This window comes from Alcanivorax sp., assembly GCF_040118815.1.
GTDB lineage: Bacteria > Pseudomonadota > Gammaproteobacteria > Pseudomonadales > Alcanivoracaceae > Alcanivorax.
On sequence record NZ_JBEDTC010000015.1, the window covers coordinates 210,099 to 233,553 of the forward strand.

Annotated in this window: 25 protein-coding genes; 14 read left to right on the forward strand and 11 right to left on the reverse strand. The window is 57.2% G+C overall.

Annotation, left to right across the window (positions count from 1 at the left end):
* Nucleotides 1-8: 8 nt before the first annotated feature.
* Nucleotides 9-2,120, reverse strand: coding sequence for an ATP-dependent DNA helicase RecG (recG, locus tag ABNH18_RS10195; protein ID WP_349382713.1), 2,112 nt, complete (start codon nucleotides 2,118-2,120; stop codon nucleotides 9-11).
* A gap of 90 nt (nucleotides 2,121-2,210) precedes the next feature.
* Nucleotides 2,211-3,113 (reverse strand): hydrogen peroxide-inducible genes activator, encoded by a 903-nt coding sequence (locus tag ABNH18_RS10200; protein WP_349383257.1) that lies wholly within the window; start codon nucleotides 3,111-3,113, stop codon nucleotides 2,211-2,213.
* Nucleotides 3,114-3,259: 146 nt separating this feature from the next.
* Here ABNH18_RS10200 and ABNH18_RS10205 point away from each other — a divergent pair, with 146 nt between their 5' ends.
* The 4 genes from ABNH18_RS10205 (at nucleotide 3,260) to ABNH18_RS10220 (ending at nucleotide 7,078) form a co-directional block, all read left to right on the forward strand.
* Nucleotides 3,260-4,114: an NAD-dependent epimerase/dehydratase family protein gene (locus ABNH18_RS10205; RefSeq protein WP_349382714.1), complete on the forward strand. Its 855-nt coding sequence runs from the start codon at nucleotides 3,260-3,262 to the stop codon at nucleotides 4,112-4,114.
* A gap of 469 nt (nucleotides 4,115-4,583) precedes the next feature.
* Nucleotides 4,584-5,075 (forward strand): 5-(carboxyamino)imidazole ribonucleotide mutase, encoded by a 492-nt coding sequence (gene purE, locus ABNH18_RS10210; protein WP_349382715.1) that lies wholly within the window; start codon nucleotides 4,584-4,586, stop codon nucleotides 5,073-5,075.
* A 45-nt stretch (nucleotides 5,076-5,120) separates the two neighbouring features.
* Entirely contained in the window at nucleotides 5,121-6,227 is a 1,107-nt protein-coding gene (locus tag ABNH18_RS10215; RefSeq protein ID WP_349382716.1) for a 5-(carboxyamino)imidazole ribonucleotide synthase, read from the forward strand.
* A gap of 278 nt (nucleotides 6,228-6,505) precedes the next feature.
* Nucleotides 6,506-7,078, forward strand: a complete 573-nt coding sequence (locus ABNH18_RS10220) for a TVP38/TMEM64 family protein (protein WP_349382717.1) — start codon at nucleotides 6,506-6,508, stop codon at nucleotides 7,076-7,078.
* A gap of 139 nt (nucleotides 7,079-7,217) precedes the next feature.
* Here the strand turns inward: ABNH18_RS10220 and ABNH18_RS10225 are convergent, their stop codons facing one another.
* The 5 genes from ABNH18_RS10225 to gmk form a co-directional block, all read right to left on the reverse strand.
* A complete protein-coding gene (locus ABNH18_RS10225) occupies nucleotides 7,218-7,454 on the reverse strand; it encodes a DUF2789 domain-containing protein (protein ID WP_349382718.1) in 237 nt (78 codons plus the stop codon).
* Between the two features lie 188 nt (nucleotides 7,455-7,642).
* Nucleotides 7,643-8,029: a deaminase RidA gene (ridA, locus tag ABNH18_RS10230; protein WP_349382719.1), complete on the reverse strand. Its 387-nt coding sequence runs from the start codon at nucleotides 8,027-8,029 to the stop codon at nucleotides 7,643-7,645.
* Between the two features lie 157 nt (nucleotides 8,030-8,186).
* A complete protein-coding gene (locus ABNH18_RS10235) occupies nucleotides 8,187-10,298 on the reverse strand; it encodes a RelA/SpoT family protein (protein WP_349382720.1) in 2,112 nt (703 codons plus the stop codon).
* Between the two features lie 274 nt (nucleotides 10,299-10,572).
* Entirely contained in the window at nucleotides 10,573-10,836 is a 264-nt protein-coding gene (gene rpoZ, locus ABNH18_RS10240; protein ID WP_007149241.1) for a DNA-directed RNA polymerase subunit omega, read from the reverse strand.
* Between the two features lie 208 nt (nucleotides 10,837-11,044).
* On the reverse strand, nucleotides 11,045-11,668 hold the full coding sequence (gene gmk / locus ABNH18_RS10245; RefSeq protein WP_349382721.1) for a guanylate kinase: 624 nt from the start codon (nucleotides 11,666-11,668) through the stop codon (nucleotides 11,045-11,047).
* A 100-nt stretch (nucleotides 11,669-11,768) separates the two neighbouring features.
* Between gmk and doeB the strand changes: the two genes are divergently transcribed.
* Both doeB and ilvD read left to right on the forward strand, forming a co-directional pair.
* Nucleotides 11,769-12,758, forward strand: coding sequence for a N(2)-acetyl-L-2,4-diaminobutanoate deacetylase DoeB (gene doeB / locus ABNH18_RS10250; protein WP_349382722.1), 990 nt, complete (start codon nucleotides 11,769-11,771; stop codon nucleotides 12,756-12,758).
* An 18-nt stretch (nucleotides 12,759-12,776) separates the two neighbouring features.
* Nucleotides 12,777-14,462, forward strand: coding sequence for a dihydroxy-acid dehydratase (gene ilvD / locus ABNH18_RS10255; RefSeq protein WP_349382723.1), 1,686 nt, complete (start codon nucleotides 12,777-12,779; stop codon nucleotides 14,460-14,462).
* Between the two features lie 122 nt (nucleotides 14,463-14,584).
* On the opposite strand, the gene ABNH18_RS10260 is transcribed toward ilvD, so the two are convergent.
* Together ABNH18_RS10260 and ABNH18_RS10265 are read right to left on the reverse strand one after the other, a co-directional pair.
* On the reverse strand, nucleotides 14,585-14,800 hold the full coding sequence (locus ABNH18_RS10260; protein WP_349382724.1) for a hypothetical protein: 216 nt from the start codon (nucleotides 14,798-14,800) through the stop codon (nucleotides 14,585-14,587).
* 39 nt (nucleotides 14,801-14,839) lie between these two features.
* Nucleotides 14,840-15,652 carry a ribbon-helix-helix protein, CopG family gene (locus ABNH18_RS10265; RefSeq protein ID WP_349382725.1) on the reverse strand — a complete coding sequence of 271 codons (813 nt, stop codon included), beginning with the start codon at nucleotides 15,650-15,652 and terminating at the stop codon, nucleotides 14,840-14,842.
* Between the two features lie 579 nt (nucleotides 15,653-16,231).
* Between ABNH18_RS10265 and ABNH18_RS16920 the strand changes: the two genes are divergently transcribed.
* Nucleotides 16,232-16,936: an inovirus Gp2 family protein gene (locus ABNH18_RS16920; protein WP_063521151.1), complete on the forward strand. Its 705-nt coding sequence runs from the start codon at nucleotides 16,232-16,234 to the stop codon at nucleotides 16,934-16,936.
* Nucleotides 16,937-17,001: 65 nt separating this feature from the next.
* Nucleotides 17,002-17,217 (forward strand): helix-turn-helix transcriptional regulator, encoded by a 216-nt coding sequence (locus ABNH18_RS10270; RefSeq protein ID WP_035460473.1) that lies wholly within the window; start codon nucleotides 17,002-17,004, stop codon nucleotides 17,215-17,217.
* On the opposite strand, the gene ABNH18_RS10275 is transcribed toward ABNH18_RS10270, so the two are convergent.
* Nucleotides 17,214-18,113: a helix-turn-helix transcriptional regulator gene (locus ABNH18_RS10275; RefSeq protein WP_349382726.1), complete on the reverse strand. Its 900-nt coding sequence runs from the start codon at nucleotides 18,111-18,113 to the stop codon at nucleotides 17,214-17,216. The two genes, ABNH18_RS10270 and ABNH18_RS10275, sit on opposite strands and share 4 nt — an antisense overlap.
* Nucleotides 18,114-18,288: 175 nt before the next feature.
* Here ABNH18_RS10275 and ABNH18_RS10280 point away from each other — a divergent pair, with 175 nt between their 5' ends.
* From ABNH18_RS10280 to ABNH18_RS10300, 5 genes are read left to right on the forward strand one after another with little or no spacing between them, the layout of a single operon-like run.
* Complete coding sequence (locus tag ABNH18_RS10280) at nucleotides 18,289-18,717, forward strand: hypothetical protein (protein ID WP_155849254.1); 429 nt, start codon at nucleotides 18,289-18,291, stop codon at nucleotides 18,715-18,717.
* The gene (locus ABNH18_RS10285; protein WP_051428740.1) at nucleotides 18,671-18,931 is read left to right on the forward strand and encodes a hypothetical protein; all 261 of its coding nucleotides are present in this window, start codon (nucleotides 18,671-18,673) and stop codon (nucleotides 18,929-18,931) included. Before ABNH18_RS10280 ends, ABNH18_RS10285 begins: the two co-directional genes overlap by 47 nt.
* A 23-nt stretch (nucleotides 18,932-18,954) precedes the next feature.
* On the forward strand, nucleotides 18,955-19,563 hold the full coding sequence (locus tag ABNH18_RS10290) for a hypothetical protein (protein WP_155849255.1): 609 nt from the start codon (nucleotides 18,955-18,957) through the stop codon (nucleotides 19,561-19,563).
* Between the two features lie 30 nt (nucleotides 19,564-19,593).
* Nucleotides 19,594-20,517, forward strand: coding sequence for a metallophosphoesterase (locus ABNH18_RS10295; protein ID WP_035460478.1), 924 nt, complete (start codon nucleotides 19,594-19,596; stop codon nucleotides 20,515-20,517).
* Nucleotides 20,518-20,574: 57 nt separating this feature from the next.
* Nucleotides 20,575-21,489 carry a hypothetical protein gene (locus ABNH18_RS10300; protein WP_349382727.1) on the forward strand — a complete coding sequence of 305 codons (915 nt, stop codon included), beginning with the start codon at nucleotides 20,575-20,577 and terminating at the stop codon, nucleotides 21,487-21,489.
* Nucleotides 21,490-21,543: 54 nt separating this feature from the next.
* Here ABNH18_RS10300 and ABNH18_RS10305 read toward each other — a convergent pair whose 3' ends face one another.
* Nucleotides 21,544-22,716: a helix-turn-helix transcriptional regulator gene (locus ABNH18_RS10305; protein WP_349382728.1), complete on the reverse strand. Its 1,173-nt coding sequence runs from the start codon at nucleotides 22,714-22,716 to the stop codon at nucleotides 21,544-21,546.
* Between the two features lie 144 nt (nucleotides 22,717-22,860).
* Between ABNH18_RS10305 and ABNH18_RS10310 the strand changes: the two genes are divergently transcribed.
* Nucleotides 22,861-23,313 (forward strand): GIY-YIG nuclease family protein, encoded by a 453-nt coding sequence (locus ABNH18_RS10310; protein WP_349382729.1) that lies wholly within the window; start codon nucleotides 22,861-22,863, stop codon nucleotides 23,311-23,313.
* Nucleotides 23,314-23,455 lie beyond the last annotated feature (142 nt).

The window sequence follows — 23,455 nt, forward strand, 5'->3', positions numbered from 1 at the left end:
TTTTTTATTTAGATATCCGCGAAATTTTCCCCGCCTTTTAGCCAACGGCGCAACAGTGGCTCAACCCATTGCGGACAGTCTTGCATCAGGTTGTTGGCCACGTCCTTGGCAGGCTCCATCAACGCTTCATCGCGCACCAGGTCGGCAATGCGAAAGGCCAGGTCGCCGGTCTGGCGAGTGCCCAGCCATTCGCCCGGCCCGCGCAGTTTTAAATCCTCTTCGGCAATAATAAAACCGTCGGTGGTATCGCGCATGACGGCCAGGCGCCGTTTGCCGGTGAGTGACAGCGGGTTCTTGTACAGCAGCAAGCAGTAGCTCTGCTCGCCGCCACGTCCCACGCGCCCGCGTAATTGGTGTAATTGCGCCAACCCCAACCGCTCGGCATTTTCCATCACCATGAGGGTGGCGTTAGGCACATCCACGCCCACTTCGATCACGGTAGTGGCAATCAACAGTTGCGCATCGCCCCGGGAAAAGCGCGCCATGCGTTCGGCTTTTTCTTTCGCTTTCATGCGGCCGTGAACCAGCTCCACGTTGATATCCGGCAGCGCGACCTGCAGTTCCTCGAAGGCGGCTTGCGCCGCTTGCGCCTGTAGCTCTTCGGATTCCTCAATCAGGGTGCAGACCCAGTAGGCCTGGGTGTTCTTGTGCCCCGGGCGTGGCCGGCAGGCGTCGTTGATGCGTTCGATCACTTGGGGGCGGCGGCCTTCCGGTAACACCAGCGTGTCGATGGGTTTGCGGCCCGGCGGCATTTCGTCGATCACCGAGGTATCCAGGTCGCCGTACACGCTCATGGCCAGGGTGCGCGGGATCGGCGTGGCGGTGAGTGTCAGTTGGTGGGGCACCTGGCTGCCGTTTGTCGTATCAAAGCGGCCTTTCTCGCGCAGGGCGAGGCGTTGCTGTACCCCGAAACGGTGTTGCTCATCAATGATGGTGAGGCCGAGTCGATGGAATTGCACCGCCTCCTGGAACAGCGCGTGCGTGCCGACGACGATACAGGCACTGCCATCGGCCAGCGCCGCATTGGTTTCCCGGCGGGCTTTGACGCCCAAGCTGCCGGCCAGCCAATGTACCTCGATGCCCAGCGGTGCCAGCCAGTGGCGAAAGTTGTCCCGATGCTGTTCGGCCAGCAGTTCGGTGGGCGCCATCAGGGCTACCTGATAACCGGATTCAATGGCGGCGAGGGCTGCTGCCGCTGCGACCAGCGTTTTGCCCGATCCCACGTCCCCCTGCACCAGTCGTAGCATGGGGTGGGGCTGGGCCATGTCGGCCATGAGCTCACCGATGACGCGCTGCTGCGCCCCGGTCAGGGCAAAGGGCAGGCTGGCCCGCAGTTTTTCAAACAGAGTGTTGCCGCTAAGCCGCGGGGCATGGAAGGCTTTTTGCCCGGCCCGCTTTTGTAGCATGCCCAACTGGTGAGCCACCATTTCTTCCATGACCAGTCGCTTTACCGCCGGGTGTTTGCCTTCCAGCAACAGGTTGACCGGGTCATCCGGATTCGGGTTATGCAGCTTGCTCAACGCCTCGGTGAGGCTGGGTAGTCCGCTCTGATCCAGCAAGTGTGCGGGGATCAATTCCTGGGGGGGATGCGCTTGCAGATAATGCAGGGCCTGGCCGGTGAGGTTGCGCAGGGTTTTCTGGCTGACGCCATCGGTGGTGGGGTAAACCGGGGTCAGGGCTTTTTCCAGTGGCGGCAGGCCGCTGTCTGAATAATCGAGCTGATATTCCGGGTGGTAGAACTCCAGCCCGGCAGAGCCGGGCCGGGGCTCGCCGTAGACGCGAAGGGTTCGGCCCCGTTCCAGGTTGTTCTTCTGGGCGGCGGTGAAGTGGTAGAAGCGTAGCGTTACCATGCCGGTGCCGTCGGCCACTTTACACAGCAGTGAGCGGCGGCGGCCGAAAATCACATCGGCGGCGATCACCTGCCCCTCGATAACCACGCCGGTTTCCGGGCGCAGGCTGCCGATGGGGGAAATGCGGGTGCGATCTTCGTAGCGGAACGGCAGGTGGAAAAGCAGATCTTCCAGGTTATGCAGGCCCAGCTTGGCCAGTTTTGCGGCCGCCGCCGGCCCCACGCCTTTGAGGCGGCTGAGGGGCAAGCTGGAAAGAGAGTCACTGGCCATGGATCACGCGTTTCCCGTCAGCGAGTCGCGAGGTGCGCAAGTAAAACCGGTCTGGATTTTCGAAACTCGTCACTCGCATCTCGAAACGGTTTATCCCGACAACCCTTCCTTGGGTACCGCCTGGCGTAGCACTTCGATGGCCTTGGGGCGCGGGAAGCTGTCGCGCCAGACCAGAGCGATGGTCCGTGCGGGTACCGGCTCCTCAAATGGCCGCACAGCAAAGGTGCTTTTGTCGTAACCGTGCTGGTGCAGGGCCGAGTTGGGCAGCACTGTAATGCCCAGACCGCCGGCAACCATATGGCGCAGGGTCTCCAGAGAGCCGCCTTCGATCTGTACCAGGTTGCGCTGGTGCTGGGAGTCGATGGCTGGACACAGCTCCAGCACCTGGTCGCGGAAACAGTGGCCTTCACCGAGCAGTAGCAGGGTTTCATCGAGCAGTTGTTCCGGGGCGATTTTTTTCTGCGCCGTCCAGGCATGGTCGCCGGGTAGCAGGACAGAGAACGATTCTTCGTACATGCGCGCCCGCACCAAGCCGCCACCGGAAAAAGGCAGCGCCACGATAATGGCATCCAGCTCGCCGTGTTCCAGCTTGCGGCGCAGCACATGGGTATAATTTTCTTCAATGAACAGCGGCATTTCCGGGGCGGCTTCGCGCACCCGGGGCACCATGGTCGGGAACAGATAGGGCGCGACGGTAAAGATCGCTCCGACCCGCAGCGGTGAGCCGAGCTGGTCGCGTTGGCTCATGGCCATCTGCGAGAGCAGATCTGCCTGTTCCAGTACGCGTTGGGCCTGGGCGACAATGGGTTCGGCCTGGGGCGTCACCACTACTTCACGGGGGCGTCGCTCGAACAGGGGCATGCCCAGCTGCTCTTCCAGCTTTTTGATCGCTGCGCTGAGCGTGGGCTGGCTTACGTTGCAGGCCTGGGCGGCGTGGCCGAAGTGGCGTTCGCGGGCCAGGGCGACCAGATAGCGTAGTTCTGTTAACGTCATGGCATTGATACACTTAATCGATTGAATGTCATTGTGCATTCTAATGGCGCCGGACGCCAGATGCCGGATGCCTGACGTAACAATGCCGAGTGCGGGCTGCGTTAGGCATTCGGCATCCACCGTTTGACGCCCCGCAAGGAGCCTCCATGTCTCATATTCTTATTGCCGGGTTGGGTGACCTGGGGACCGGTCTGGCCGAACAATTAATGGCGGGCGGACATCGTATCAGCGCGATTCGTCGCGGCACCCAGGCGCCTGCCGGGGTGGAATTGTACAGCCAGGATCTCACCGAAGGCGCGGCCATGTTGCCCCCGGATCCGGTGGATCTGCTGGTGATTATCATGACGCCGTCCGAGTACAGCGAAGAAGGCTATTTACAGGCCTATGTGCGTGCGCCGCTGACCTTGCTGGAATCGTTGGGGCGCCAGCAGCCGTTGCCGCCGGTGGTGTTTGTGTCCAGTAGCGCAGTGTTCGGCGATCTGGAAGGGGTCGTCGATGAGCTGACGCCGCCGCGTCCGGGACGTTATAACGGCAAGGTATTGCTGGCGGCGGAAGAAGAAATCAGCACCCGCAGCCTCAGCACAGTGGTGCGCTTTACCGGTATCTACGGGCCGGGCCGCCATCGCCAGATCGATAAGGCCGCCCGACTGGCCAGGGGCGAAGAAAGCCTGCCGGCCCCTCAGTGGACCAATCGCATTCACCGCGACGATTGCGTGGGCCTGCTACACAGCGTGGTGTTGGGGTGGCTGGCCGGCCGTGAAATGCCGCCGCTGGTGATCGGCACTGATGCGGTGGGTGGCTGCAATCTGGATGTGCTGAAATGGCTGGCGGACCAGCAGGGACTCACCTTGGCGGTGCCCGATGAACCGGCCACCGGCAAACAGGTGCGCAGCCTGTATATCCAGCAAGGACACTACACTTTGCAATATCCGGGTTATCAGGACGGTTATGCGCAGGTGCTGGCGGAGAAAAGCAATTCAAAGTTGAAAGTTCAAAGTTGAAAGCCGCGGGTTGAGGTTGTGCAGGGTTGCATGGCGCGGAGGCCGCGTTTGCCCGCCTGCAAGGGATTCAGCCGGGAAGAGACTCAATCGCCAGCAGGCTGGCTCCTGCGGCGAGGATCGCAGAAGGCTGCTTCCCTCAGTGATCTCTGTGGAAAAAACTGCCTTTGGGGGCGGTCGCCGGACGGAAAGATGGGGCGCGGGGAAGACGGCTCTGTCGGCGCCATACCTGGCCCCGCGTTTAAACTTTCAACTCGCTCCTTTGAACTGATCCAAAGCGCATTCCCGGCCAAATCACGCTAAAATCGCCCATCTGTCGGTCGGGGGCGTCATCACTGATCATTTTTTCGCCGATAGACTTGCCTCCGGCGCTGGCATTAGTAAAGTGTGCGCCTCAATTTTTTCTGTGGCGGTGCCGGGGTAATCCCGATGCGCCGCAAAAGCCCGTGATGGGCGCGATGGAGTAACGCGAATGAGCACGCCGGTTGCCGTGGTAATGGGGTCCCAATCTGACTGGGAGACCATGAAAGAAGCCTGTGACGCCCTGACCCAATTCAATGTGGGTTGGAAGGCCGAGGTGGTATCGGCCCACCGCACCCCTCAGCGCATGTATGACTTTGCCAAAAGCGCCCACGAGAACGGCTACAAGGTGATCATCGCTGGCGCCGGCGGCGCGGCCCATTTGCCGGGCATGATCGCTTCCCTGACGCCGTTGCCGGTGTTGGGCGTGCCAGTGAAGAGCCGCACGTTGTCCGGCTGGGACAGCCTGTTGTCCATCGTGCAAATGCCTAAAGGCGTGGCCGTGGGCACCCTGGCTATCGGCGCGGCGGGTGCCTGGAACGCCGGCCTGCTGGCCTCCCAGATGCTGGCGGCGGACAACCCTGAGCTGCTACAACACATCGCCGACTGGAAAGCCTCCCGCGCGGATGAGGTGTTGGCCAATGCGGAGCTGGGGCAGGGCTGATCCCCTGGCGCCGTTCTTTTCCCTGTTTGCTCTGACGGATTTGCTATGAATCGCGTACTTGTTCTTGGTGGTGGCCAGCTTGGCCTGATGATGGCAGAAGCCGCAGCCCGACTGGGGCTGGTGGTGGACCGTTACGACCCGGAACGGGCTCTGTTGCTGCCGGGCACTTCGGATCTGGCCGTGCCGATTAGTTGGGAAGAGTGCCAGGAGCGTTACCCGGTCATTACTGTGGAACGTGAAGCCTTTCCGGACACGGGGTTTTCCGCCGAATTAGCCCAGAGCGACCGCTGCGTGGCTCGGGGCGCCCTGCAAGTGATCCCCGATCGCCTCACCCAAAAATCCATGCTCGACAAACTGGGTATTCCCACTGCTCCCTGGGTCACACTGGATCAGGCCGATGATTTGCAGCAGGCCGTGGCAGACTTCGGTGGCGTGGTGGTCAAAGCCCGCAGCGGCGGGTATGACGGACGGGGTACCTGGATTGTGGGAGAAGGCGCTGACTTGAGCGCGGTGCCCGCTGCGGAGTTGGCCGGCAAGGCCATCGTTGAAAAGAAAATCCCGTTCCGCCGTGAGTTGTCCATCGTCGGCGCTCGCAGTATCACCGGCGAGACCCTGTTTTACCCGCTCACCCGCAATTGGCATGTGGACGGCATTCTGCGCCTGAGCCTGGCGCCAGCCAATGCCTGTGCCGACCTACAAAAGCCGGCGGAAAAAATGCTCAAGGGCATCATGGAAGAGCTGGATTATGCCGGTGTGATGGCGGTGGAATTCTTTGAAGTCGATGGCCAGTTGATGGTTAACGAAATTGCGCCACGGGTGCATAACTCCGGGCACTGGACCCATGAAGGGGCGGACTGGTCCCAGTTCGATCTCCATGTCCACGCGCTGGCTGGCGTCCCCCTGCATGCACTGAATGTGCATGGCCCATCGGCCATGGTGAACCTGATCGGCACCCCGTTTGAAAGCGCCTGGCTGCAACACCCGGGCGTGGTGCACTGGTACGGCAAGAGTGTGCGCCCGGGCCGCAAGGTGGGCCACGCCAACTTGGTGGCCGATACCTTGGACGGCCTGCGACAGGGGCTGGATGCCTGGGCCGATGTGTTGCCGGAAGGCTATCAGGCGGTGCTGGATTCCGAGCTGGATCTGGGGTGACTTTGAGTTGCGAGTGAGTTCAACGTTCAAGAGTTCAAGGTTGAAACGCGCGGCATCTCCGAGAGCCATGCGAAGCGCGCCTTAGCCGCGCCGCAGTACTTGGAAACAATCCAAACTCAAGCCAAGCGCGGGCACCAGCAGCGTTGTTTGGCTGGCCCCTCACGTATCCTGTACTTTTCAACTTTCAACCTGAAACTTCTGCCCCTTCACGTTTTGCTGGCCGTGCTTGCTTACACTGCCCATAGTGCAAGGTAAGAAAAGGCGAAACGGTTGTGATAATGACACTCTCTCTGGGCCGCTATCGGCGGCTGATCATGCTGGCCATGGTATTGGCGCTGGTTCTGATTACAGTAGAGCTTACCGGCTTGCGTGAGCAGTTGTCGGTGGCGTTCCTGCGGGCGCAACTGGAGGCCAACCCGATCACCGGTTTTCTGGCCTTTGTGGTGGTCTTCGTGATCGGCAACCTGATTCAGCTGCCTGGCTGGATTTTTCTGGCGGCGGCCATTCTGGCGCTGGGAACGGTAATGGGCGGGTTGGCCACCTATGTGGCGGCCTGTGTGTCCTGTTTGGTGACCTATGTGCTAGTGCGCGGGCTTGGTGGCAGTGCCCTGCGAGATATCGAGAGCCCCATGGCCCGGAAAATTCTGGCGCGCCTGGATAGCCACCCGGTGCGCAGTGTGGCCCTGTTGCGCCTGTTGTTTCAGACCATGCCGGCGCTGAATTACACCTTGGCCCTGAGCGGGGTCAAGCTGCGTCACTACATGCTCGGTAGTGTGATCGGGCTGCCGGTGCCGTTGCTGCTTTATTGCGTCTTCTTCGACCGGATACTGCTGCTGTTACCGATAGGGTGATGCGGGGCACATGACTCGCCGCAAGAGTATGCCTGCAAGCGATTCGCACGGTTTGAAGGCGCGTTGACTTGCGGGCACGCTCCTACGCAACCAAGCTTTTCGTAACTCGTAACTCGTAACTAGTAACCCGAGGCCGCCGTCAATGCCTCAACAGCGCACTCAGCGTATCCACGGTTTCTGCCCACTCCGCGTCTTCGCGAATCGCCTCGGCGAGAAACTTTGCCTGCGATTCATTCCAGAACGGTGCTTGATGCAGGTGCATGCTGTCGGTGAGTGTGCCGCCATGCTGGTGGATGAAGTCTTCGATATCGGGGTCGCTGCTGGCCAGCCCGAGCTGATCAAACAGGGTGTTGAGGTCGTGGGTCGCGGTATCCATATCGCACTCCCTTATGTTGTCAAAATAAGTGTTGCCGATTAACGCAAGCGAACCTTTGTCCGCCTACCGTCTGTTCAATGCTGCGCTTTTTCAGCTTCCCTGTCTCCTCTCCTTTCGGAGGGTCGCACCAACAAAAACGCCCGCACAAGGGCGGGCGTGTTGCGTGCAGCATGTTGCGGGATGCGGGTTTAAGCAATATCCAGGATGCCGTCCATTTCCACGCCCGCGCCCTTGGGCAGAGCCGCGACACCGATGGCCGCACGGGCCGGGTAGGGTTGGTTGAAATGCCGTGCCATCACCTCGTTGACCAGCGCGAAGTGGCTCAGGTCGGTGAGGAAGATATTCAGTTTGACGATGTCCTGCAGGCTGCCACCAGCGGCTTCACACACCGCGATCAGGTTGGAAAACACCTGCTCAATCTGCGCTTCTATGTCGCCGTCCACCAGTTCCATGGTTTCCGGTACCAGTGGAATCTGGCCGGACAGGTACACGGTGGAACCAGCCTTGATGGCCTGGGAATAGGTGCCAATGGCCTGCGGGGCCTTGTCGGTGCTGATTACGGAATGGTTGGACATGATGCGTTCTTCATCGGTTATGCCTCCGGCCAGGGCCAGCAGGCGAAAATAGGGAAGCGGCTATGCTTGCACGGGTTAACACCTGCACGCAACAGCGCTGGGAAACCGCCAGGATTGCCTTAGCGTCAAGCACGTTGCGTGAGGCGTGCTGCGTTCATCAAAGCCGGTGAATGCGGACGATGCTGTCCAGGGTGCGCAGCTTCTTGATGATGCGCGCCAGGTGGATGCGGTCTTTCACCGTCATGGTCACGTTGAGGATGGTGAGGGTGGGATCTTTTTCGGCCATGTCGATGGTGTCGATGTTGGAGCCGAGTTCCGACACGCTGTTGGCCAGGGTGGCGAGCACGCCGCGTTTGTTGATTAGCTCAATGCGCAGGGCGGCGGTGAATTCCTGTTCCACCTGTTTGTCCCAGCTGAGCGCGATGCACTTTTCCGGAGCGTTGCGCATTTCTGCCAGCAGGTTCTTGCAGGTGTCGCGGTGTACCACGATGCCGCGACCGGCACTGAGGTGGCCGATGATAGTGTCGCCGGGCAGCGGCCAGCAGCACTTGGCGTAGCTGACCATCAGGCCTTCACTGCCGCGGATCGCCAGTGGTCGGCGGTCATCTTCGTGCTGACGTTCGTCGTCATCGCGGGCGCCGGCCAGTTTGCGGGCTACCAGTGGGGCCAGGCGGTTGCCCATGCCGATATCTTCGAGTAACTCGTCCAGCTCCACATAGCCGTTGCCGGCCAGCTCGCTGACCACCCGTTCAATGGGCAGATCATCCATGCCTATTTCGTAAGGATGCAGGGCTTTTTCCAGTAGCCGTTCGCCCAGCTCTACCGCGTCTTCGCGGCGCTGGTGCTTGAGGAAATGGCGAATGTTGGTGCGCGCCTTGCCGGTGACCACAAAGTTGAGCCAGGCCGGGTTCGGGGTGGCGTTGGGGGCGGTGATGATTTTCACCGTCTGCCCGGATTCCAGCGGCGTGGACAGGGCGGCAAGCTTGCCGTCGATGCGCGCCGCCACGCACTTGTTGCCCACCTTGGTGTGCACCGCGTAGGCGAAGTCCACCGCGGTGGCGCCGCCGGGCAGTTCCTTGATGTCGCCCTTGGGGGTGAACACATAGGCTTCGTCCGGGAACAGGTCCACCTTCACGTTCTCGATGAACTCCATGGAGTTGCCGGCTTTCTGCTGCAGCTCCAGCAGCCGCTGCATCCAGCTCTGGGTGCGGCTGTGGGTGGGCGAGCCGGGCTCGTCATCGGACTTGTACAGCCAGTGGGCGGCGATGCCGTTGTTGGCCATGGCCTCCATTTCTTCGGTGCGAATCTGCATTTCCAGGGGAATGCCGGAGCGGGCCTTCAGCGTGGTATGCAGGGACTGGTAGCCATTGGCTTTGGGAATGGCGATGTAGTCCTTGAAGCGGCCGGGAATCGGGGTGAAATAGTTATGGGTGGCGCCGAGCACGCGGTAGCAGGTGTCGACCCGGTCCACGATGATGCGAAAACCGAACACATCCATGATGTCGGAGAAGGGTTTGTGCTGTTCCTTCATCTTGGTGTAAATGCTGTACAAGTGCTTTTCGCGACCCAGAACCCGGGCTTCGATGCCTTCTTCTTCCAGGCAGTGTTCCAGGCTGGTCTTGATGGTGGTGAGGATTTCCTTGCGGTTGCCGCGGGCCTTTTTCACTGCCTGGCCAATCAACTTGGCGCGCATGGGGTAGATGGCGTGGAAGGCCAGGTCCTCGTATTCCACTCGCATGTTGTACATGCCTAGCCGGAAGGCAATGGGGGCGTACAGTTCCAAGGTTTCGGTGGCAATGCGGCGGCGCTTTTCGGCGCGCATCACATGCAGGGTGCGCATGTTGTGCAGGCGGTCGGCGAGCTTGATGAGGATGACGCGGATATCCCGAGTCATGGCCAGCATCATCTTGCGCAGGTTTTCTGCCTGCTGTTCGGCCTTGGACTCGAACTTGATCTGGGCAATCTTGGAAACCCCGTCCACCAGCTCGGCCACTTCCTCGCTGAACTCGCCAGCCAGCTGTTCCTTGCTGATACCGGTGTCTTCGATCACATCGTGCAGCATGGCGGCCATCAGTGAGGCATGGTCCATGTGCATGTCGGTGAGGATATTGGCTACCGCCAGCGGGTGGGTGATGTAGGGATCCCCGGTGCGGCGGTACTGCCCCTCGTGGGCTTTCTCGGCAAAATGGTAAGCGTGTACGACTTGGGCGATCTGATCGTCGTCCAAGTAACTGCGTAACCGTTTTTCCAAATTATGGATGGTGGGCAAAAGGCCTCGTCACGCCCTTGGCGAGTATCAGGTTCGAAGATGACTCTTAGCTTAGATTTGAGGGCAGGCTTTGTCTATGACAAGGCGGATAGCCACAGACGATTGTTCGGCTCGGGGAAAGCTATGCGGGGGGAGAAAAAGAAAGTGAGAGAAAGAAAATACGTTTAAAAAGGTAGGGCGGAGGCGCCAGAACGCAAAACGGAGAGGCCGATTGGCCTCTCCGCTTGCTTGTCTTGTTGCCGTCGTCTCGTGTCTGAGAGACGGAAACCGGCAATTACTCGCCGAAAGACTGGGTCAGCAGCGCCAGCTCGTCCACGTCAGCGCTGCGGTCCGCGATCGGGTTGTCCACGGATTCTGCAGTCACATGCCCTTCGGCGATCTCACGCAGGGCAACGACGGTGGGTTTGTCGTTTTCCCAGGCTACGCGTGGCTCTTTACCGCCGCTCTGCAATTGATGGGCGCGCTTGCCGGCAACCAGCACCAGCTCAAAGCGGTTATCCAGTTTTTCCAGGCAATCTTCTACGGTAACTCGTGCCATGCTGCTCTCCTGACAAGCTGACGGGGCCGGTTCGACATGAGCGGGCACCGCCTGATAATTCGCAAGGGGGCGATTTTACGGGCGAAGGGCAGGGCAAGTCCAGTGCCGGCGGGCGGTTCGGGTTCTGTGGGAGCGGTGAGTCCACCGCGAACAGTCTTGCCAAGTGCCTGTCGCGGTCGAATGGCCGCTCCTACAGAGAGGAGGGCGCTTACCGCTGGGCGAGCAGGTTTTGCAGGGTGGCGGCCTGGCGGGCGGACTGCCGGGTGGTGACCAGCCGGCGGGCTTCGACGATGGCTTCCAGCTCATACAGAGCGCGCTGGAAATCATCGTTGACCACCAGGTAGTCGAATTCGCCGTAGTGGCTCATCTCGTCCTGGGCGCCGTCCAGGCGTTGCTGGATCACGCTTTCGTCGTCGGTTTCCCGGCCACGAAGGCGGTCGGCCAGTGTCTCCAGCGAGGGCGGCAGGATGAAGATGCTCACCGCATCAGGCAGTTGCTTGCGAATCTGGGTGGCGCCCTGCCAGTCGATCTCCAGAATTACATCATCGCCGCCGCGCAGGGTCTGGGCTACCCAGTCGGCACTGGTGCCGTAGAGATTGCCGAACACTTCCGCATGCTCAAGAAAACGGCCCTGTTCCACCTGGCGGACGAAGCTGTCACGGTCGGTAAAATGGTAGTTCACCCCGTCTTCTTCACCGGGGCGTATGGCGCGGGTGGTGTGCGAGATGGAAATGCGGACCCGGGCAAGCTTGTCGACCAGGGCGGCCACCAGGCTGGTCTTGCCGGCGCCGGACGGGGCGGAAATGATGTACAGCGTGCCTTTGTCGGCCATAAAGAGAATGTCCTGTTCGCGATCCCGGTAAAGCGCGCATTATAGGCGTAAAGACATGGGTGCGTCATATCCACCCTGACCTGAAGATAACGGACTCACTATGCACGATAGCGCCATTAGCGCCACGGTGGATTTTCATCAGGACGGCGTGCAGCACGGTTTTCTTAAACTGCCTTACTCCCACGATCACTCCGCCTGGGGGAATGTGATGATTCCCGTCACCGTGATTCGCAATGGTGATGGCCCCAGGGCGCTGCTTACCGGGGGCAACCATGGCGATGAATACGAGGGCATCACCGCCTTGCTCAAGCTGGCCAATCGCCTGCAGGCGGCGGACATTACCGGGCGGGTAATCATTGTGCCGATGATGAATCACCCAGCGGTGCAAAACGGCACGCGTACCTCCCCGTTGGATGGCGGCAACCTGAACCGCGCCTTTCCGGGCGACCCTGCCGGCACTCTCACCGAGAAAATTGCCGATTACTTCACCCGTTATCTGGTGCCGCTGGCCGACGTGGTGCTGGATATGCACTCCGGTGGGCGAACACTGGACCTGTTGCCTTTTGCGGCCACCCATCGCCTGGCAGATGAAGCCTTCGGCGCCCGGTGCCTGGCGGGGGCGGAGGCGTTTGGGGCGCCTTACACTCTGTTTATGGCGGAGCTGGAGGAGGCGGCCCTGTTCGACAGTGTGGTAGAAGCCCAGGGCCGGGTGTTTATCAGCACGGAGCTGCGCGGCGGCGGCACAACTACCCCGGATACCGTGGCGCTGGCAGAGCAGGGCGTGGACAACGTGTTACGCTTTGCCGGCATTCTGCCCGGCGACCCGTTGCCGGTGTCCTCGCAGGCGCTGGAGATCCCCAGCGCAGACTACTACCGTGTCAGCGAGCATCGCGGCTTACTGGAATTTGCGGTGGCGCTGGGCGACTGGGTGCAGCAGGGCGAGGTGCTTGCCCGCGTGCATAGCCTCGACCGTACCGGCCAGCCCCCGGTGGATTATCGGGCGCCGTTTGCAGGCATGTTGATTGGTCGTCGTCACCCGGCACGGGTGGACATTGGCGACACCTTTGCCGTGCTGGCGGTGAAGCGCTAATCGAAATCAGGAGAAACTATGAGTGACTCAAAGGGCGATCCGCGTCGCCGCCATTCAGCGAAGGTCGTTGACGGCCCCGGTAAATCGGCCAGTCGGGCCATGTTGCGGGCGGTGGGGTTTACCGATGAGGACTTCCGCAAACCTCAGGTGGGCATTGCCTCCACCTGGAGCCAGGTAACCCCCTGCAACAGTCATATCGGCGAGCTGGCCGAGCGGGCCTGCGAGGGCGCGGACGGCGCCGGCGGCAAAGGGGTGATCTTCAATACCATCACCATTTCCGACGGCATCGCCAACGGCACCGAAGGCATGAAATATTCGCTGGTCTCCCGCGAGGTCATCGCCGACTCCATCGAAACAGTGGCCGCCTGTGAAGGCTTTGATGGTTTGGTGACGCTGGGCGGCTGCGACAAGAATATGCCGGGCTGCCTGATGGGCATGGCGCGGCTGAATCGCCCCAGCGTGTTCGTTTACGGCGGCACCATCATGCCCGGCAAGGGCCATACCGATATTGTTTCTGTGTTCGAAGCCATGGGCGCCCATTCGCGCGGTGACATGGACAAGATTGAACTCAAGCAGATCGAAGAAACCGCGATTCCCGGCCCCGGCGCCTGCGGCGGCATGTACACCGCCAATACCATGGCGTCGGCCATTGAAGCGCTGGGCATGAGCCTGCCGGGCAGTTCCGCGCAGAATGCTGTTTCTGAAGAAAAAAGTGCCGACTGCGAGCGCGCCGGTGCGGCCGTGTTAGCCCTGCTGGAACAGGATATCAAACCGTCCGACATTATGACCCGTGCCGCGTTTGAAAATGCCATCACCGTGGTGATCGCTTTAGGCGGCTCCACCAATGCGGTGCTGCATTTGATCGCCATGGCCCGCACCATCGATGTGGCACTGTCGCTGGATGACTTTACCGAGATTGGTAAACGGGTGCCGGTGCTGGCGGACCTGCGCCCGAGCGGCCATTACATGATGAGCGAACTGGTGGCCATTGGCGGCATTCAGCCGCTGATGAAGATTCTGCTGGACGCGGGCTTGCTGCACGGCGATTGCCTGACCGTCACCGGTCGCACTCTTGCGGAGAATCTGGCTGATGTAACGCCGTACCCATTGGACCAGGAAATTATCGCGCCGTTATCCGCGCCGCTGAAAGCGGAAAGCCACCTGCGGATTCTCTACGGCAACTTGGCCCCGGACGGTGCAGTGGCCAAGATTACCGGCAAGGAAGGCACCCATTTTTCTGGCCCCGCCCGGGTGTTCGGCTCGGAAGAAGAAGCTCAGGCCAGGATTAACGATGCCACCGTGGTGTCCGGTGACGTGGTAGTGATTCGCTATGAAGGACCCCGTGGCGGGCCGGGTATGCGTGAAATGCTGACGCCGACATCGGCGATCATGGGACGCGGCCTGGGCAATGAGGTGGCGCTGATCACCGATGGGCGTTTTTCTGGCGGCAGTCATGGTTTCGTGGTGGGCCACGTCACCCCGGAAGCGTTTGATGGTGGTCCGTTGGCGCTACTGGAAGACGGTGACCTGATCACCATTGATGCGCAAGAGAACACGCTGGTTGTGGATCTCTCTGATGCGGAGCTGGCGCGCCGTCGTGCTAATTGGCAGCAACCGGCGCCACGTTATACCCGTGGGGTGTTGGCGAAATATGCACGGCTGGTCGGTTCCGCCAGTGAGGGCGCTCTGACGGATCAGAATTGATCTGTCGGGGTGTTTTAGTTTTCCCTATTCTTTGCGGTGCTCTTTAACGGGGCGGGTCAGTAGCATTGAAAAAGCCGGCGCACTGCCGGCTTTTTTTGCTGGTGAGGCACTAAAAAGAAGCGTTACTCGATATTCTGAATCTGCTTATTGAGCGTCGGCATAGAACCTAACAAGCTCAATGGCTTATCGAAAAGAAGCCGTTCAAAAATGCCTGTTAGCCCACCAGTCTGCCCACCACCATTAAGCCCTTGGTTTGGTTTAATGAGCAAATACACGGGGTCTTTTGGAGGGGGCGTTGCTGAATCGGATTGTGCTTGCAGGGCCATGATTTCTGTCATTTGGTCGCCATCTCTGTCTGGTGGCTTGTTTGGGGCTGGCTAGGAATCGCCTTTCTCGAAGGCTTGCAGAATCCAGTCTTCAACAATGTCATGCCTTGATCGTTTTTGCTGTTTCGCGATTTGATCCAGCTTCTCCTTTGCTTCTTCTTCAATGAACAGATAAAGCGGTTTTTTGGCTTTGCCTGAATGCCTGTACTTGTACTGGCTCCAAGCCTTTCGCATTGCGGTAAGAAATAGCTTGTGGTCGGAGGGGGGGAGCAGTGTGGTTTTGTCCAAAGCTGCCACTACATAGTCGTATTCTTCCTTTGGTGTTGCAGGTTTTGCCACCGATCTTGGCAGTGCCATGCGGTGCTGCTCCAAGTAGTCCATTGCCCAGTCCAGTTGTTTCTGATTCTTGGGGTCAAGCCAGGAAAGCTGTTTATCCTTAAGTCGATGATTGGCCCAACTCTCCTTGATTTGAAAGATTAAATCCTTCTTCGTCGTGAGCGATTCGGGCCAGATATCTAGCATTAGTAGCAACGCATCAGATCGCTCCTCAGGCGGAACGGTGCGGAAGGGGTGAAACCCTCTTATTTCCCTTTCAAGTTCTAGTTGGGCCCAGATTAGCTGTCTTTGTGAGCCATTTCTTATCCATGCAACTTGGGATTCAGGTAGCAATCTGCGGTTCTGTTCCTCCAATATCTTCTCGGCATCTGAGTCGCTAAGTCCGGCTAACTTAAAGTGAATTCCGTCTGGTGCGCGATGGAGCGTTGAGCGGAGCTCAGGGGTTTGGGCAATGAATTCATGCAGCCACTGCTTGGAGCGAGAGCTGGATTGAAGCTGATCGAGTGGCTTTCCTTTGTTTGGGGGCATGGAGGAGGGCCTTCTTATAGTATACATGGGGTATTTAAGAGCTATTTATGTAGTATAAACAAAGTATTTATGAAGTGTTAAATAGTTATTTGTAAGTTTTTAAATATTGAATTTTCATCAAAAACAATAAGTTATGAAGTTTTACGGTGGTGTTTTTAGGGGAGTTGTCAATTCAATAGGGCTTGTCAGTGCTGGAGCGATTGATCGATGGCCGATAGAGATTTCCCCATGTGGTCAGAGGAGATGGACCTGGGGAGGATGCAGGGGCGGGCTGCGGGGGAGTGGATTTGTGATGTTCGGTGCGGCGGCTAAGTTCTTTGACCGCCAGAATGTGGCCTAACTTGGGAGTGGATTTGAAACAGGGTCTCAGGACTGTTGTGGCTTGGGCTGCTTTTCTGTCCCGGTAATAGTATTGATAGAAGGGGTTTAAGAGGGTTCTCTACCCTCTGATTCATATCACATACAAGTATGATCAAAAGACCAGTAAGTAATTGATAGATAAGACCTACATAGTCATCTCTGGTTAAGAAATACACACCAGCTAATTCCTATGGATTCATTACATTCAAGGAGTTAGCAATGAGACGTCGTCACCCAGACAATACCCACCTGACTTACCACCACTCAGGCCCCTGGAACGGATATGAGGTTCAACTACAGAGAGGGCCATTATTCATTCCATACCTGGAGCGTATCCACCAGACCATGCATCGAGCTATCCATAGTCAGGCAAGCACTATGGCAGTGAGGGTAGATCTCAATCTTCCTGAAAATGGGTATGTACAATCTGGGGATTGGTTTGGTTCCTTCATTCGGTCTCTAAAAGAACAGGTGGATGCGGAGCTGGAGCGACGTAAACGCGAGGGTCGATGGGTGCCTGATTGTAAATTGGGTTACATAGGCGTCGAGGAGAAGGTAGGAGGTCAGCAGGTTCATTATCATGCCTGCTTGTTCCTGAATGGTGAGATCTATCGTGGGCTAGGCGAGTTTCCCACAGGGAGGGGCTTCGATCCGGATGTGCTGGGAGATCCACGGGCTGAGCGGGCAGATAGCCTGGCTAAAAAGATTGTTATGGCTTGGGCCAGGGCATTGGGAATGACCATGAGAGAAGCGGCTGGCTTGGTGCATTTCCCTACAGGAGGGGTGTACCGGCTGAGGCGTAGTAGCGCGGGATTCGAAGCGACTGAAGCTGGGCTGTTTAATCGGCTGAGCTACCTAGCGAAGGCGCAGAGCAAAAGGTTCGGCAGAGGAGGCCGAAATATTCGCTATAGTCGGGCTGGTTAGCGCCAGAGGGCATCTGGCCGTTTTTTACAGCCATGGCTCATCTCATGAGCAGAAGGAGATATCTCATGAGAATCATTCGATTGAAAGAAGTCATGGAAACTACAGGTCTGGGCCGATCATCCATCTACAAGTACGCCCAAGAGGGCTCATTCCCGAAACCCGTGAGCCTGGGAGGGCGCTCATCGGGCTGGGTGCTGGATGAAGTGGAGGAGTGGGTGATCGAGCAGATTGCCAAGCGGGATCAGCGTTTAGAAGAGGAGGGCATGCGGGCTGGCGGTTAGCCGGCCCCCCACAGCCAACCTTTAACCTCATCCTCGTTGGCCAGTACCACCTGCTGGGCCTCCGGGTCTCGGTGTCGCGACCCATCTAGTCTAAGCAGTTGCACAATGTAATTGGCCATGGCAGCCCGACACTCAATAGTCAGCGCTCCATCGGTCATGTCGTAATCCCGCGCAACCACGTCCTGTTGAGCCACAGAGAGGCGAGGATCCGGGGTGACATGCAGAATGAGTCGTTCTTGCCACGCATGATCATCCTGCTCAGTGTGGTGTTCGCTTTGTTCGCTTTGTTCGGTGAATTCGGGTTCATCCTGAATCCGGCTTAATACGAAATCCCGGTAGTCGCTACTCTTCTCGCACCAGGCCCGGGCATGCCAGCGCATGCCATTGTGTGCCACGGTGTGAGGTTGAATGATGCGGGATTCCGGCTCCGGGTTGCTCAAGGAAGTGTACTGGATTTCCACGCGTAGATTATCGCGGCAGGCCTGGAGAATCGGGCGCAGCACACTGGGGCGTAGGTCACGAGAAGGAGGAAGCAGCACTTCGGTATTGAGCTCGCGCACATCCAGGGCCTCAAAGGCACAACTGAGATCCTCCCGGGAATGCATCATCTGCAGGTATTCATCCGCCAAGCCCCGTGTGAATACGGGCTTGAAGGTGCTGGCGGGTTTGTAGCCTTTCAGGGAGCGGTCGTAAACCAGGTTGCCAGGCGCATGTTCAGCAAGATAGTGGTTAATGTCCTTGCTAGCCTGCTGCCTGCCAATACCGAATGCCCGCTGAAGGTGGTTGGTCGTCAGTCTCCCTTCCCAGAGGGCGATCACCTCGATCAGTCTGTAGCGTAATAACAGATCCCAGCGCAGCGGCCAGTCGGCGGCGTTTTTTCCTGCAGTGCGAGCCATAAGTGATCCAAAAAGCGATATGCGTTAAAAGGCGACGTGTTCATGTAATCAGTATCGACACGATTATATTAAATACATATCCTTGGTGTGTCACAAGGAGAAAGTGATCAGTAGCAAGGAGGCTACCGCTAGCACTGCCTGTTCTGGCAATGCCTGCAGATTTCAGGAGGAAATCATGCGACAGACTTACACCGTGGACAATCTGGTTTACGAATTTCAGATCAGCGCCACTAACGAGGTGACGCCGGCCATCACGGGCGGAGCCTCCCCCACTTTCCAGCCAGAACCAGATCCCTTCGATTGGGGGCACGTACCAGCAGTGACTGCGGATATTGGAGGTTCACGATTTCCGGTGACGGTGTTGCGGCAGCCCTGGCGATACCTGTTGAAATGGATCGGTAATGAACGCCCGCCCTATTTCACCATTGCAGCACTCGCTGATCGTCGCAGAAAGCTGTATTGCCGAGTGGCAAGACGACTGACAGCTCGGTTCCCTTATCAGCTGACGAGCTGGACGGCACCTTTAATTTCCAGAGGGCTAACTGAAGGGGAATGTCATGAGAAAACAGAATGGCTGGAAGGCCTATTCCCGAGTGCTTTATGACACCGATCCCATGGGGACTTGTTGTAGAGAGAATGTCTGCACGGATGAATACGATGGCGTGGCCAGATCGCTTGATTCTCTATTGTGCGAAGGGATGCCGCTGCAGGCTGCGCTGATGAATGTTCTGGTTGATTATTTCGGTGAGGCGCTGATTGAGGGGAGTGACATAGCCCCTGCCAGGATGGCGCTACAGGAAAGAATGACGAAAGCATGAAGAGTCAATGGAGAGAAAGAGACATGGTAGCAAAACTGAAAGGTCGATTGTTGCACAGTGCACCGAAACGCAAGCGTGCGGAAATCCTGAAAAAGATGGGCTATTCCCACCCCGATCCGAGCCATCTCTCTCGCCTGGATCGAGTCTTGAATGACCCGGACTGGGGGCTGCTTGACGGGGTTCATGACTCGCGCCATAGCGATGAGGAGTTCTTTCGTTCATTCTGCTCTGTGATGGAGGTGGACGCGCAGACGGTCGACACAGTGATCAACATCACTATCAAAGCGCATAAGGATCGGATCGCCGCTTTCAAACCCTATCTCTGGGTTGATACCGGCTTCACTAGAAAAAACCAGCCAATATTCGCGATGGCGGCCATGGAGCAATTTAGGCATCTTTATTTTCAATCAGCATTCCTGAGTTTGCCAATGCACCTGCAAATAGACGAAGTTCGTCAGCGCATCCGCGAGCATATGGCCGACACGGGGGGCGAGTTGCCGATGTGGGGGAAGATTCAGCAATACTGGTTCTTCAATAGCATCGACAAGGCCATTCTGTTGGACGTCAATGGAGACGTCATCGGCGAGCGAGAGGGGCCCGTTTCCAATAGCAGCAGTTGCTCGCTCCGCTGATGCAAGAAGACCGTGAAAGAAGGGGATGAGATGTATGACATCATTGGTGACATTCATGGTTTTGCTGAGCCACTGAAGCAGTTACTGCGCAGGCTGGGCTACAGCGAAATAGAAGGTGCCTGGCAGCATCCAGATCGCAAGGCTCTGTTTCTCGGCGATTACATCGATCGCGGCCCTCAGCAGGTAGAAGTGGTAAGCATTGTGCGAGCCATGCAGCAGGCAGGGCATGCTCTCGCCATCATGGGAAACCACGAATTCAACGCGGTGGCCTGGGCAAGCCCCAATCCTGACAAGGATGGTGAGGCACTTCGTGCGCACAATGCCAAGAACCGCCACCAACACCGTGAATTTCTGGAGCAGGTAGGTGAAGGATCGGAGCTACATGACGACATTATTGCCTGGTTCATGACACTGCCCGTCTACCTGGACCTGCCAGACCTGCGCGCGGTACATGCCTGCTGGCACCCTAAATACATTGAAGAACTGAAACCGTGGCTGGACGGGAATAACTGTCTCAAGGAAGAGGCATGGTATCCGGCCAGCAGGAAAGGTCATCGGGTTTACCGCGCCGTTGAAACCTTGTTGAAAGGACTCGAGATTCCGTTACCGGAAGGCAATGGTTTTCACGACAAGGATGGACACCCCCGCAAGGATATCCGCACCCGCTGGTGGTTGCAGCACTCACACACCTACCGAGACCTAGCCATGGTGCCGCCGGAGGTGATCGAACGAATCCCTCACCAGCCGGTGCCCGGCGATATCCTGCCAGGCTATGACAATCACAAACCGGTATTTGTGGGGCACTACTGGCTGACCGGCACACCGGAACCATTGGCGGAAAATATCGCCTGCCTAGATTACAGCGTTGTCAGTGCGAACAAGGGCAAGCTAGTTGCCTACAGATGGGATGGTGGGCCGCTTACCACAGATAACTACACATGGGTGGTACGCTAAGCGAAGAAATCGCGGTAAGAACTTCGCAGGTGGCGCGATTGGATCATGGAGTTGAACATGCAGTATGACCCATCAACAAAACGACTTGAAACCAATGATGGTGACCTGATCAAGGTCATAAGCTGTCCGCTCGAAAAAAAGTGGGACGAGCTCATGCCAATGCCTGGCAAGTGGGATGAGTCCCTGAAGATAGACGATCAGCTGGCACTTAAAGGTGAGGAAGATATTCGGTTTTTCATGCTCGCGCAGTCTGATCAGGAGCCGGAAGAAAACGACCAGCCTGCATGGATTGAGTGGAAAGAGCGAATGCGTGGCAAGCCTGCGGACTACCTGAAGAAATACTGTGGCTCGTGCCAGAAGTGTGTTGTCAACGCCAACAAATTTAGCGAGTCCCAGATATCCGCAATGGTACAGCTGAATCCGGAAATCTGTCTGCATCTCAGTGATTCGCACCCTGAGCTGACCATCAATAAAGCTACTAGTGAAGAGAGTGACTCGGAGTGCGGTTATCATGGTATAACTCAGAAGGGTTTGCGAATTATTCAGACTGCACGCTCACTGGCAGCGATTGAAGATGGAGTTCAGCGTGGTTATCGGCCGCTATTTGTTGCCGCAGATTACAAGGGAGAAGTCGGAAAGAAGCTGCTTGTAAGCTATTGCTCAACAGATAACGAAGTTCATTATCAGAGTGACTTTAGAAGAATGAGAGGATCTTTGAGCGGATCCGGGAGTGGTGTTTCTGCAATCATGATCAGACATGATGATGAGCGCCATCCATCACCTCTGGCAGCCTACATGATCCCACCAGAACTAAATCCGGGTGATAAAGTGTTCGTGGCCGACGTTATAGAAGAGATTGTCCGGAAGCGCTGGAACCAGGGGGATAGCTGGCGGTTGGCTTCATCGGAAGCTGTTTGGACAGGCGAAACTTTGGAGATGGAGGCGCGCGATCCAATCCAGATGATGGGGTAATTTCGGTTCCTGTAATTCAGCGTTAAACAACTGACACCTGTAGTGGTCAACTAATTACTGACTTGAGTAAAGAGATAAAGACTGATTAAGGTGCTCAATCACCCTGTTTTCAAGATCGGGCGGGGATAGCACTTGTACCCTGGGGCCTCTGCCTAACACCCACTCAATAAGCTGATGGGTGATGACCCGGTCTGGCAAGGTGACGAGCCAAGTGCCGTCGTCCTGGAGGGTGGGTCCGATCTGATTCTCAGCCAATCGGGATTCTTCCATGTCTCGAATCATGTTGTCGGCAGTTCCTGACCCGGGCGCAAAGATGCGTAATCGAACATCAAATCGGGGCGGTTTCGTCTCGTTGTTGCCAAATACCGCCACATCCATGCCGCCATCATTCAGCCAGGATGCTAGGTTGAAGTCTTTAGGGGCTTCGGACTTGTGCCGGGACACTTCCAGAGTAACAAAGCGCTGGATAAGAAACTGTCGCTTGAGCTGCTTGTCATCTCCTCGCTTGATGCCAATCAGGTATTCCTTGGGCAGGCGGAATACAACACCAAGCGGCGAAAGTTGCACGGTATGCTCCCCTTTCAGCCCCTGGTACCTCCCTTCAATACAGCGGTTTTCGGCGATCGCTTTGTAAATGACGTCAAGCCATTCCTCATTTTGGCCAGAAGAGGGGAAAAGCGGGTGGCCACGTTGAAGAATGGCAAGCCTTTTGGGGACTGCGGCCCAATTTTCCAGTGGATTCACCTTTTTCTCAAGGGTCTGCCGGGCCAGTAATAATTGCGGGTGGATTTCCTCGAAATGATCAGAATGGATGAAATCACCTAAGAACTTGTGCGTGATGGTCAAGGCAAGGGCTTGGGCGGTAGTGGGTGGGCCTGGCAGTGAGCCCATAGAGTCCGGGCCGATCTTGTAGGTGTATCCACTATGCTGGGTTCCCTCCCTTATGATGAAGGTGTCCTGTGCCGGTTCAAGGATCTTGTCGATGTCCTGATTGTAGCGACTGCATTCCCACAGGGCTGTGAGGTCTCGTTGTACGGCTTTCTTTTTGGCCGGTTCCTCGCGACTATCGTCCGGGTTCTTGATCCTAAAACACCCCTGACGGTCAAGATGGTGTCGTATTGCTTGTTCAGGCTGCGGGGCTCGCTTGCTCTGCAAAAAGCGTAGAATCTCGAGTCTGCGAAAGAAGGTTTCAATTTCTTTGGTCGGCGGTGGCTTCTTGGTGTCCATCAAACGCTTCCTTCGTGGGACGAAAAGTGTCGCTCAGTAACTCTATGATGTTCTGCATGGCCGCTCAATATGTATCAGGAAGAAAAGGGTCTCCAAAAAGCGAGCGTTTGAGCGGGTGGTGGTGAAGGCGTTTAGGAGGTGTCTGTGAGTTACTATGATTCTATGATCGAAAATGTGGAGAGAGCGAGAGATGTGCAACCTGTTCGGGAATTTGTGCTTGAAGATCTGGATCAGCTGAAAAGTATAGAAAGAGCGATTTACATTATCGAGGAGGATGGCGGGGATTGTGAGGCCACATTTCAGGCCATGTCGGCGTACAAGAAAATGTCGGATCGGGCTTGTCCAAAACTGAATCAGCCTTCCCCGGTTCTTTATGTAGGTTCTTCAGTAACAGGGATCAAGAAGCGGATTAAGCAGCATCTTGGCGATGGCCCCAAAGGAACCTACGCCCTACATCTTTCTCATTGGTTCACCGGAAAGGTAAGAATCACGATCAAGACCTATGAAGAGAGACCAGAGGTAATTCAAATTATCGAGGATGCTATTTCGCATGAGTTAAAGCCCGCGTTTGGTAAAAGCGGGGCTAATAATAAATGAGAGGTAAAGCAATGGAAGGTGGGCTCGTTTGCGCTGTGGCGGCAGAAAACCTAAATCATTTTCGGTATTAGTTGGCCACACACAGAGGCAGTTGCATCGGACGAGATTGAAGCGCTTTCATGCTCTGGGACGAGAAACACCT

Excerpts from the sequence above, each read along its gene's own strand:
- recG (WP_349382713.1), bottom strand. The coding sequence starts at position 2,120 with ATGGCCAGTGACTCTCTTTCCAGCTTGCCCCTCAGCCGCCTCAAAGGC.
- ABNH18_RS10200 (WP_349383257.1), bottom strand. The coding sequence starts at position 3,113 with ATGACGTTAACAGAACTACGCTATCTGGTCGCCCTGGCCCGCGAACGC.
- ABNH18_RS10205 (WP_349382714.1), top strand. The coding sequence starts at position 3,260 with ATGTCTCATATTCTTATTGCCGGGTTGGGTGACCTGGGGACCGGTCTG.
- purE (WP_349382715.1), top strand. The coding sequence starts at position 4,584 with ATGAGCACGCCGGTTGCCGTGGTAATGGGGTCCCAATCTGACTGGGAG.
- ABNH18_RS10215 (WP_349382716.1), top strand. The coding sequence starts at position 5,121 with ATGAATCGCGTACTTGTTCTTGGTGGTGGCCAGCTTGGCCTGATGATG.
- ABNH18_RS10220 (WP_349382717.1), top strand. The coding sequence starts at position 6,506 with ATGACACTCTCTCTGGGCCGCTATCGGCGGCTGATCATGCTGGCCATG.
- ABNH18_RS10225 (WP_349382718.1), bottom strand. The coding sequence starts at position 7,454 with ATGGATACCGCGACCCACGACCTCAACACCCTGTTTGATCAGCTCGGG.
- ridA (WP_349382719.1), bottom strand. The coding sequence starts at position 8,029 with ATGTCCAACCATTCCGTAATCAGCACCGACAAGGCCCCGCAGGCCATT.
- rpoZ (WP_007149241.1), bottom strand. The coding sequence starts at position 10,836 with ATGGCACGAGTTACCGTAGAAGATTGCCTGGAAAAACTGGATAACCGC.
- gmk (WP_349382721.1), bottom strand. The coding sequence starts at position 11,668 with ATGGCCGACAAAGGCACGCTGTACATCATTTCCGCCCCGTCCGGCGCC.
- doeB (WP_349382722.1), top strand. The coding sequence starts at position 11,769 with ATGCACGATAGCGCCATTAGCGCCACGGTGGATTTTCATCAGGACGGC.
- ilvD (WP_349382723.1), top strand. The coding sequence starts at position 12,777 with ATGAGTGACTCAAAGGGCGATCCGCGTCGCCGCCATTCAGCGAAGGTC.
- ABNH18_RS10260 (WP_349382724.1), bottom strand. The coding sequence starts at position 14,800 with ATGACAGAAATCATGGCCCTGCAAGCACAATCCGATTCAGCAACGCCC.
- ABNH18_RS10265 (WP_349382725.1), bottom strand. The coding sequence starts at position 15,652 with ATGCCCCCAAACAAAGGAAAGCCACTCGATCAGCTTCAATCCAGCTCT.
- ABNH18_RS16920 (WP_063521151.1), top strand. The coding sequence starts at position 16,232 with ATGAGACGTCGTCACCCAGACAATACCCACCTGACTTACCACCACTCA.
- ABNH18_RS10270 (WP_035460473.1), top strand. The coding sequence starts at position 17,002 with ATGAGAATCATTCGATTGAAAGAAGTCATGGAAACTACAGGTCTGGGC.
- ABNH18_RS10275 (WP_349382726.1), bottom strand. The coding sequence starts at position 18,113 with ATGGCTCGCACTGCAGGAAAAAACGCCGCCGACTGGCCGCTGCGCTGG.
- ABNH18_RS10280 (WP_155849254.1), top strand. The coding sequence starts at position 18,289 with ATGCGACAGACTTACACCGTGGACAATCTGGTTTACGAATTTCAGATC.
- ABNH18_RS10285 (WP_051428740.1), top strand. The coding sequence starts at position 18,671 with ATGAGAAAACAGAATGGCTGGAAGGCCTATTCCCGAGTGCTTTATGAC.
- ABNH18_RS10290 (WP_155849255.1), top strand. The coding sequence starts at position 18,955 with ATGGTAGCAAAACTGAAAGGTCGATTGTTGCACAGTGCACCGAAACGC.
- ABNH18_RS10295 (WP_035460478.1), top strand. The coding sequence starts at position 19,594 with ATGTATGACATCATTGGTGACATTCATGGTTTTGCTGAGCCACTGAAG.
- ABNH18_RS10300 (WP_349382727.1), top strand. The coding sequence starts at position 20,575 with ATGCAGTATGACCCATCAACAAAACGACTTGAAACCAATGATGGTGAC.
- ABNH18_RS10305 (WP_349382728.1), bottom strand. The coding sequence starts at position 22,716 with ATGGACACCAAGAAGCCACCGCCGACCAAAGAAATTGAAACCTTCTTT.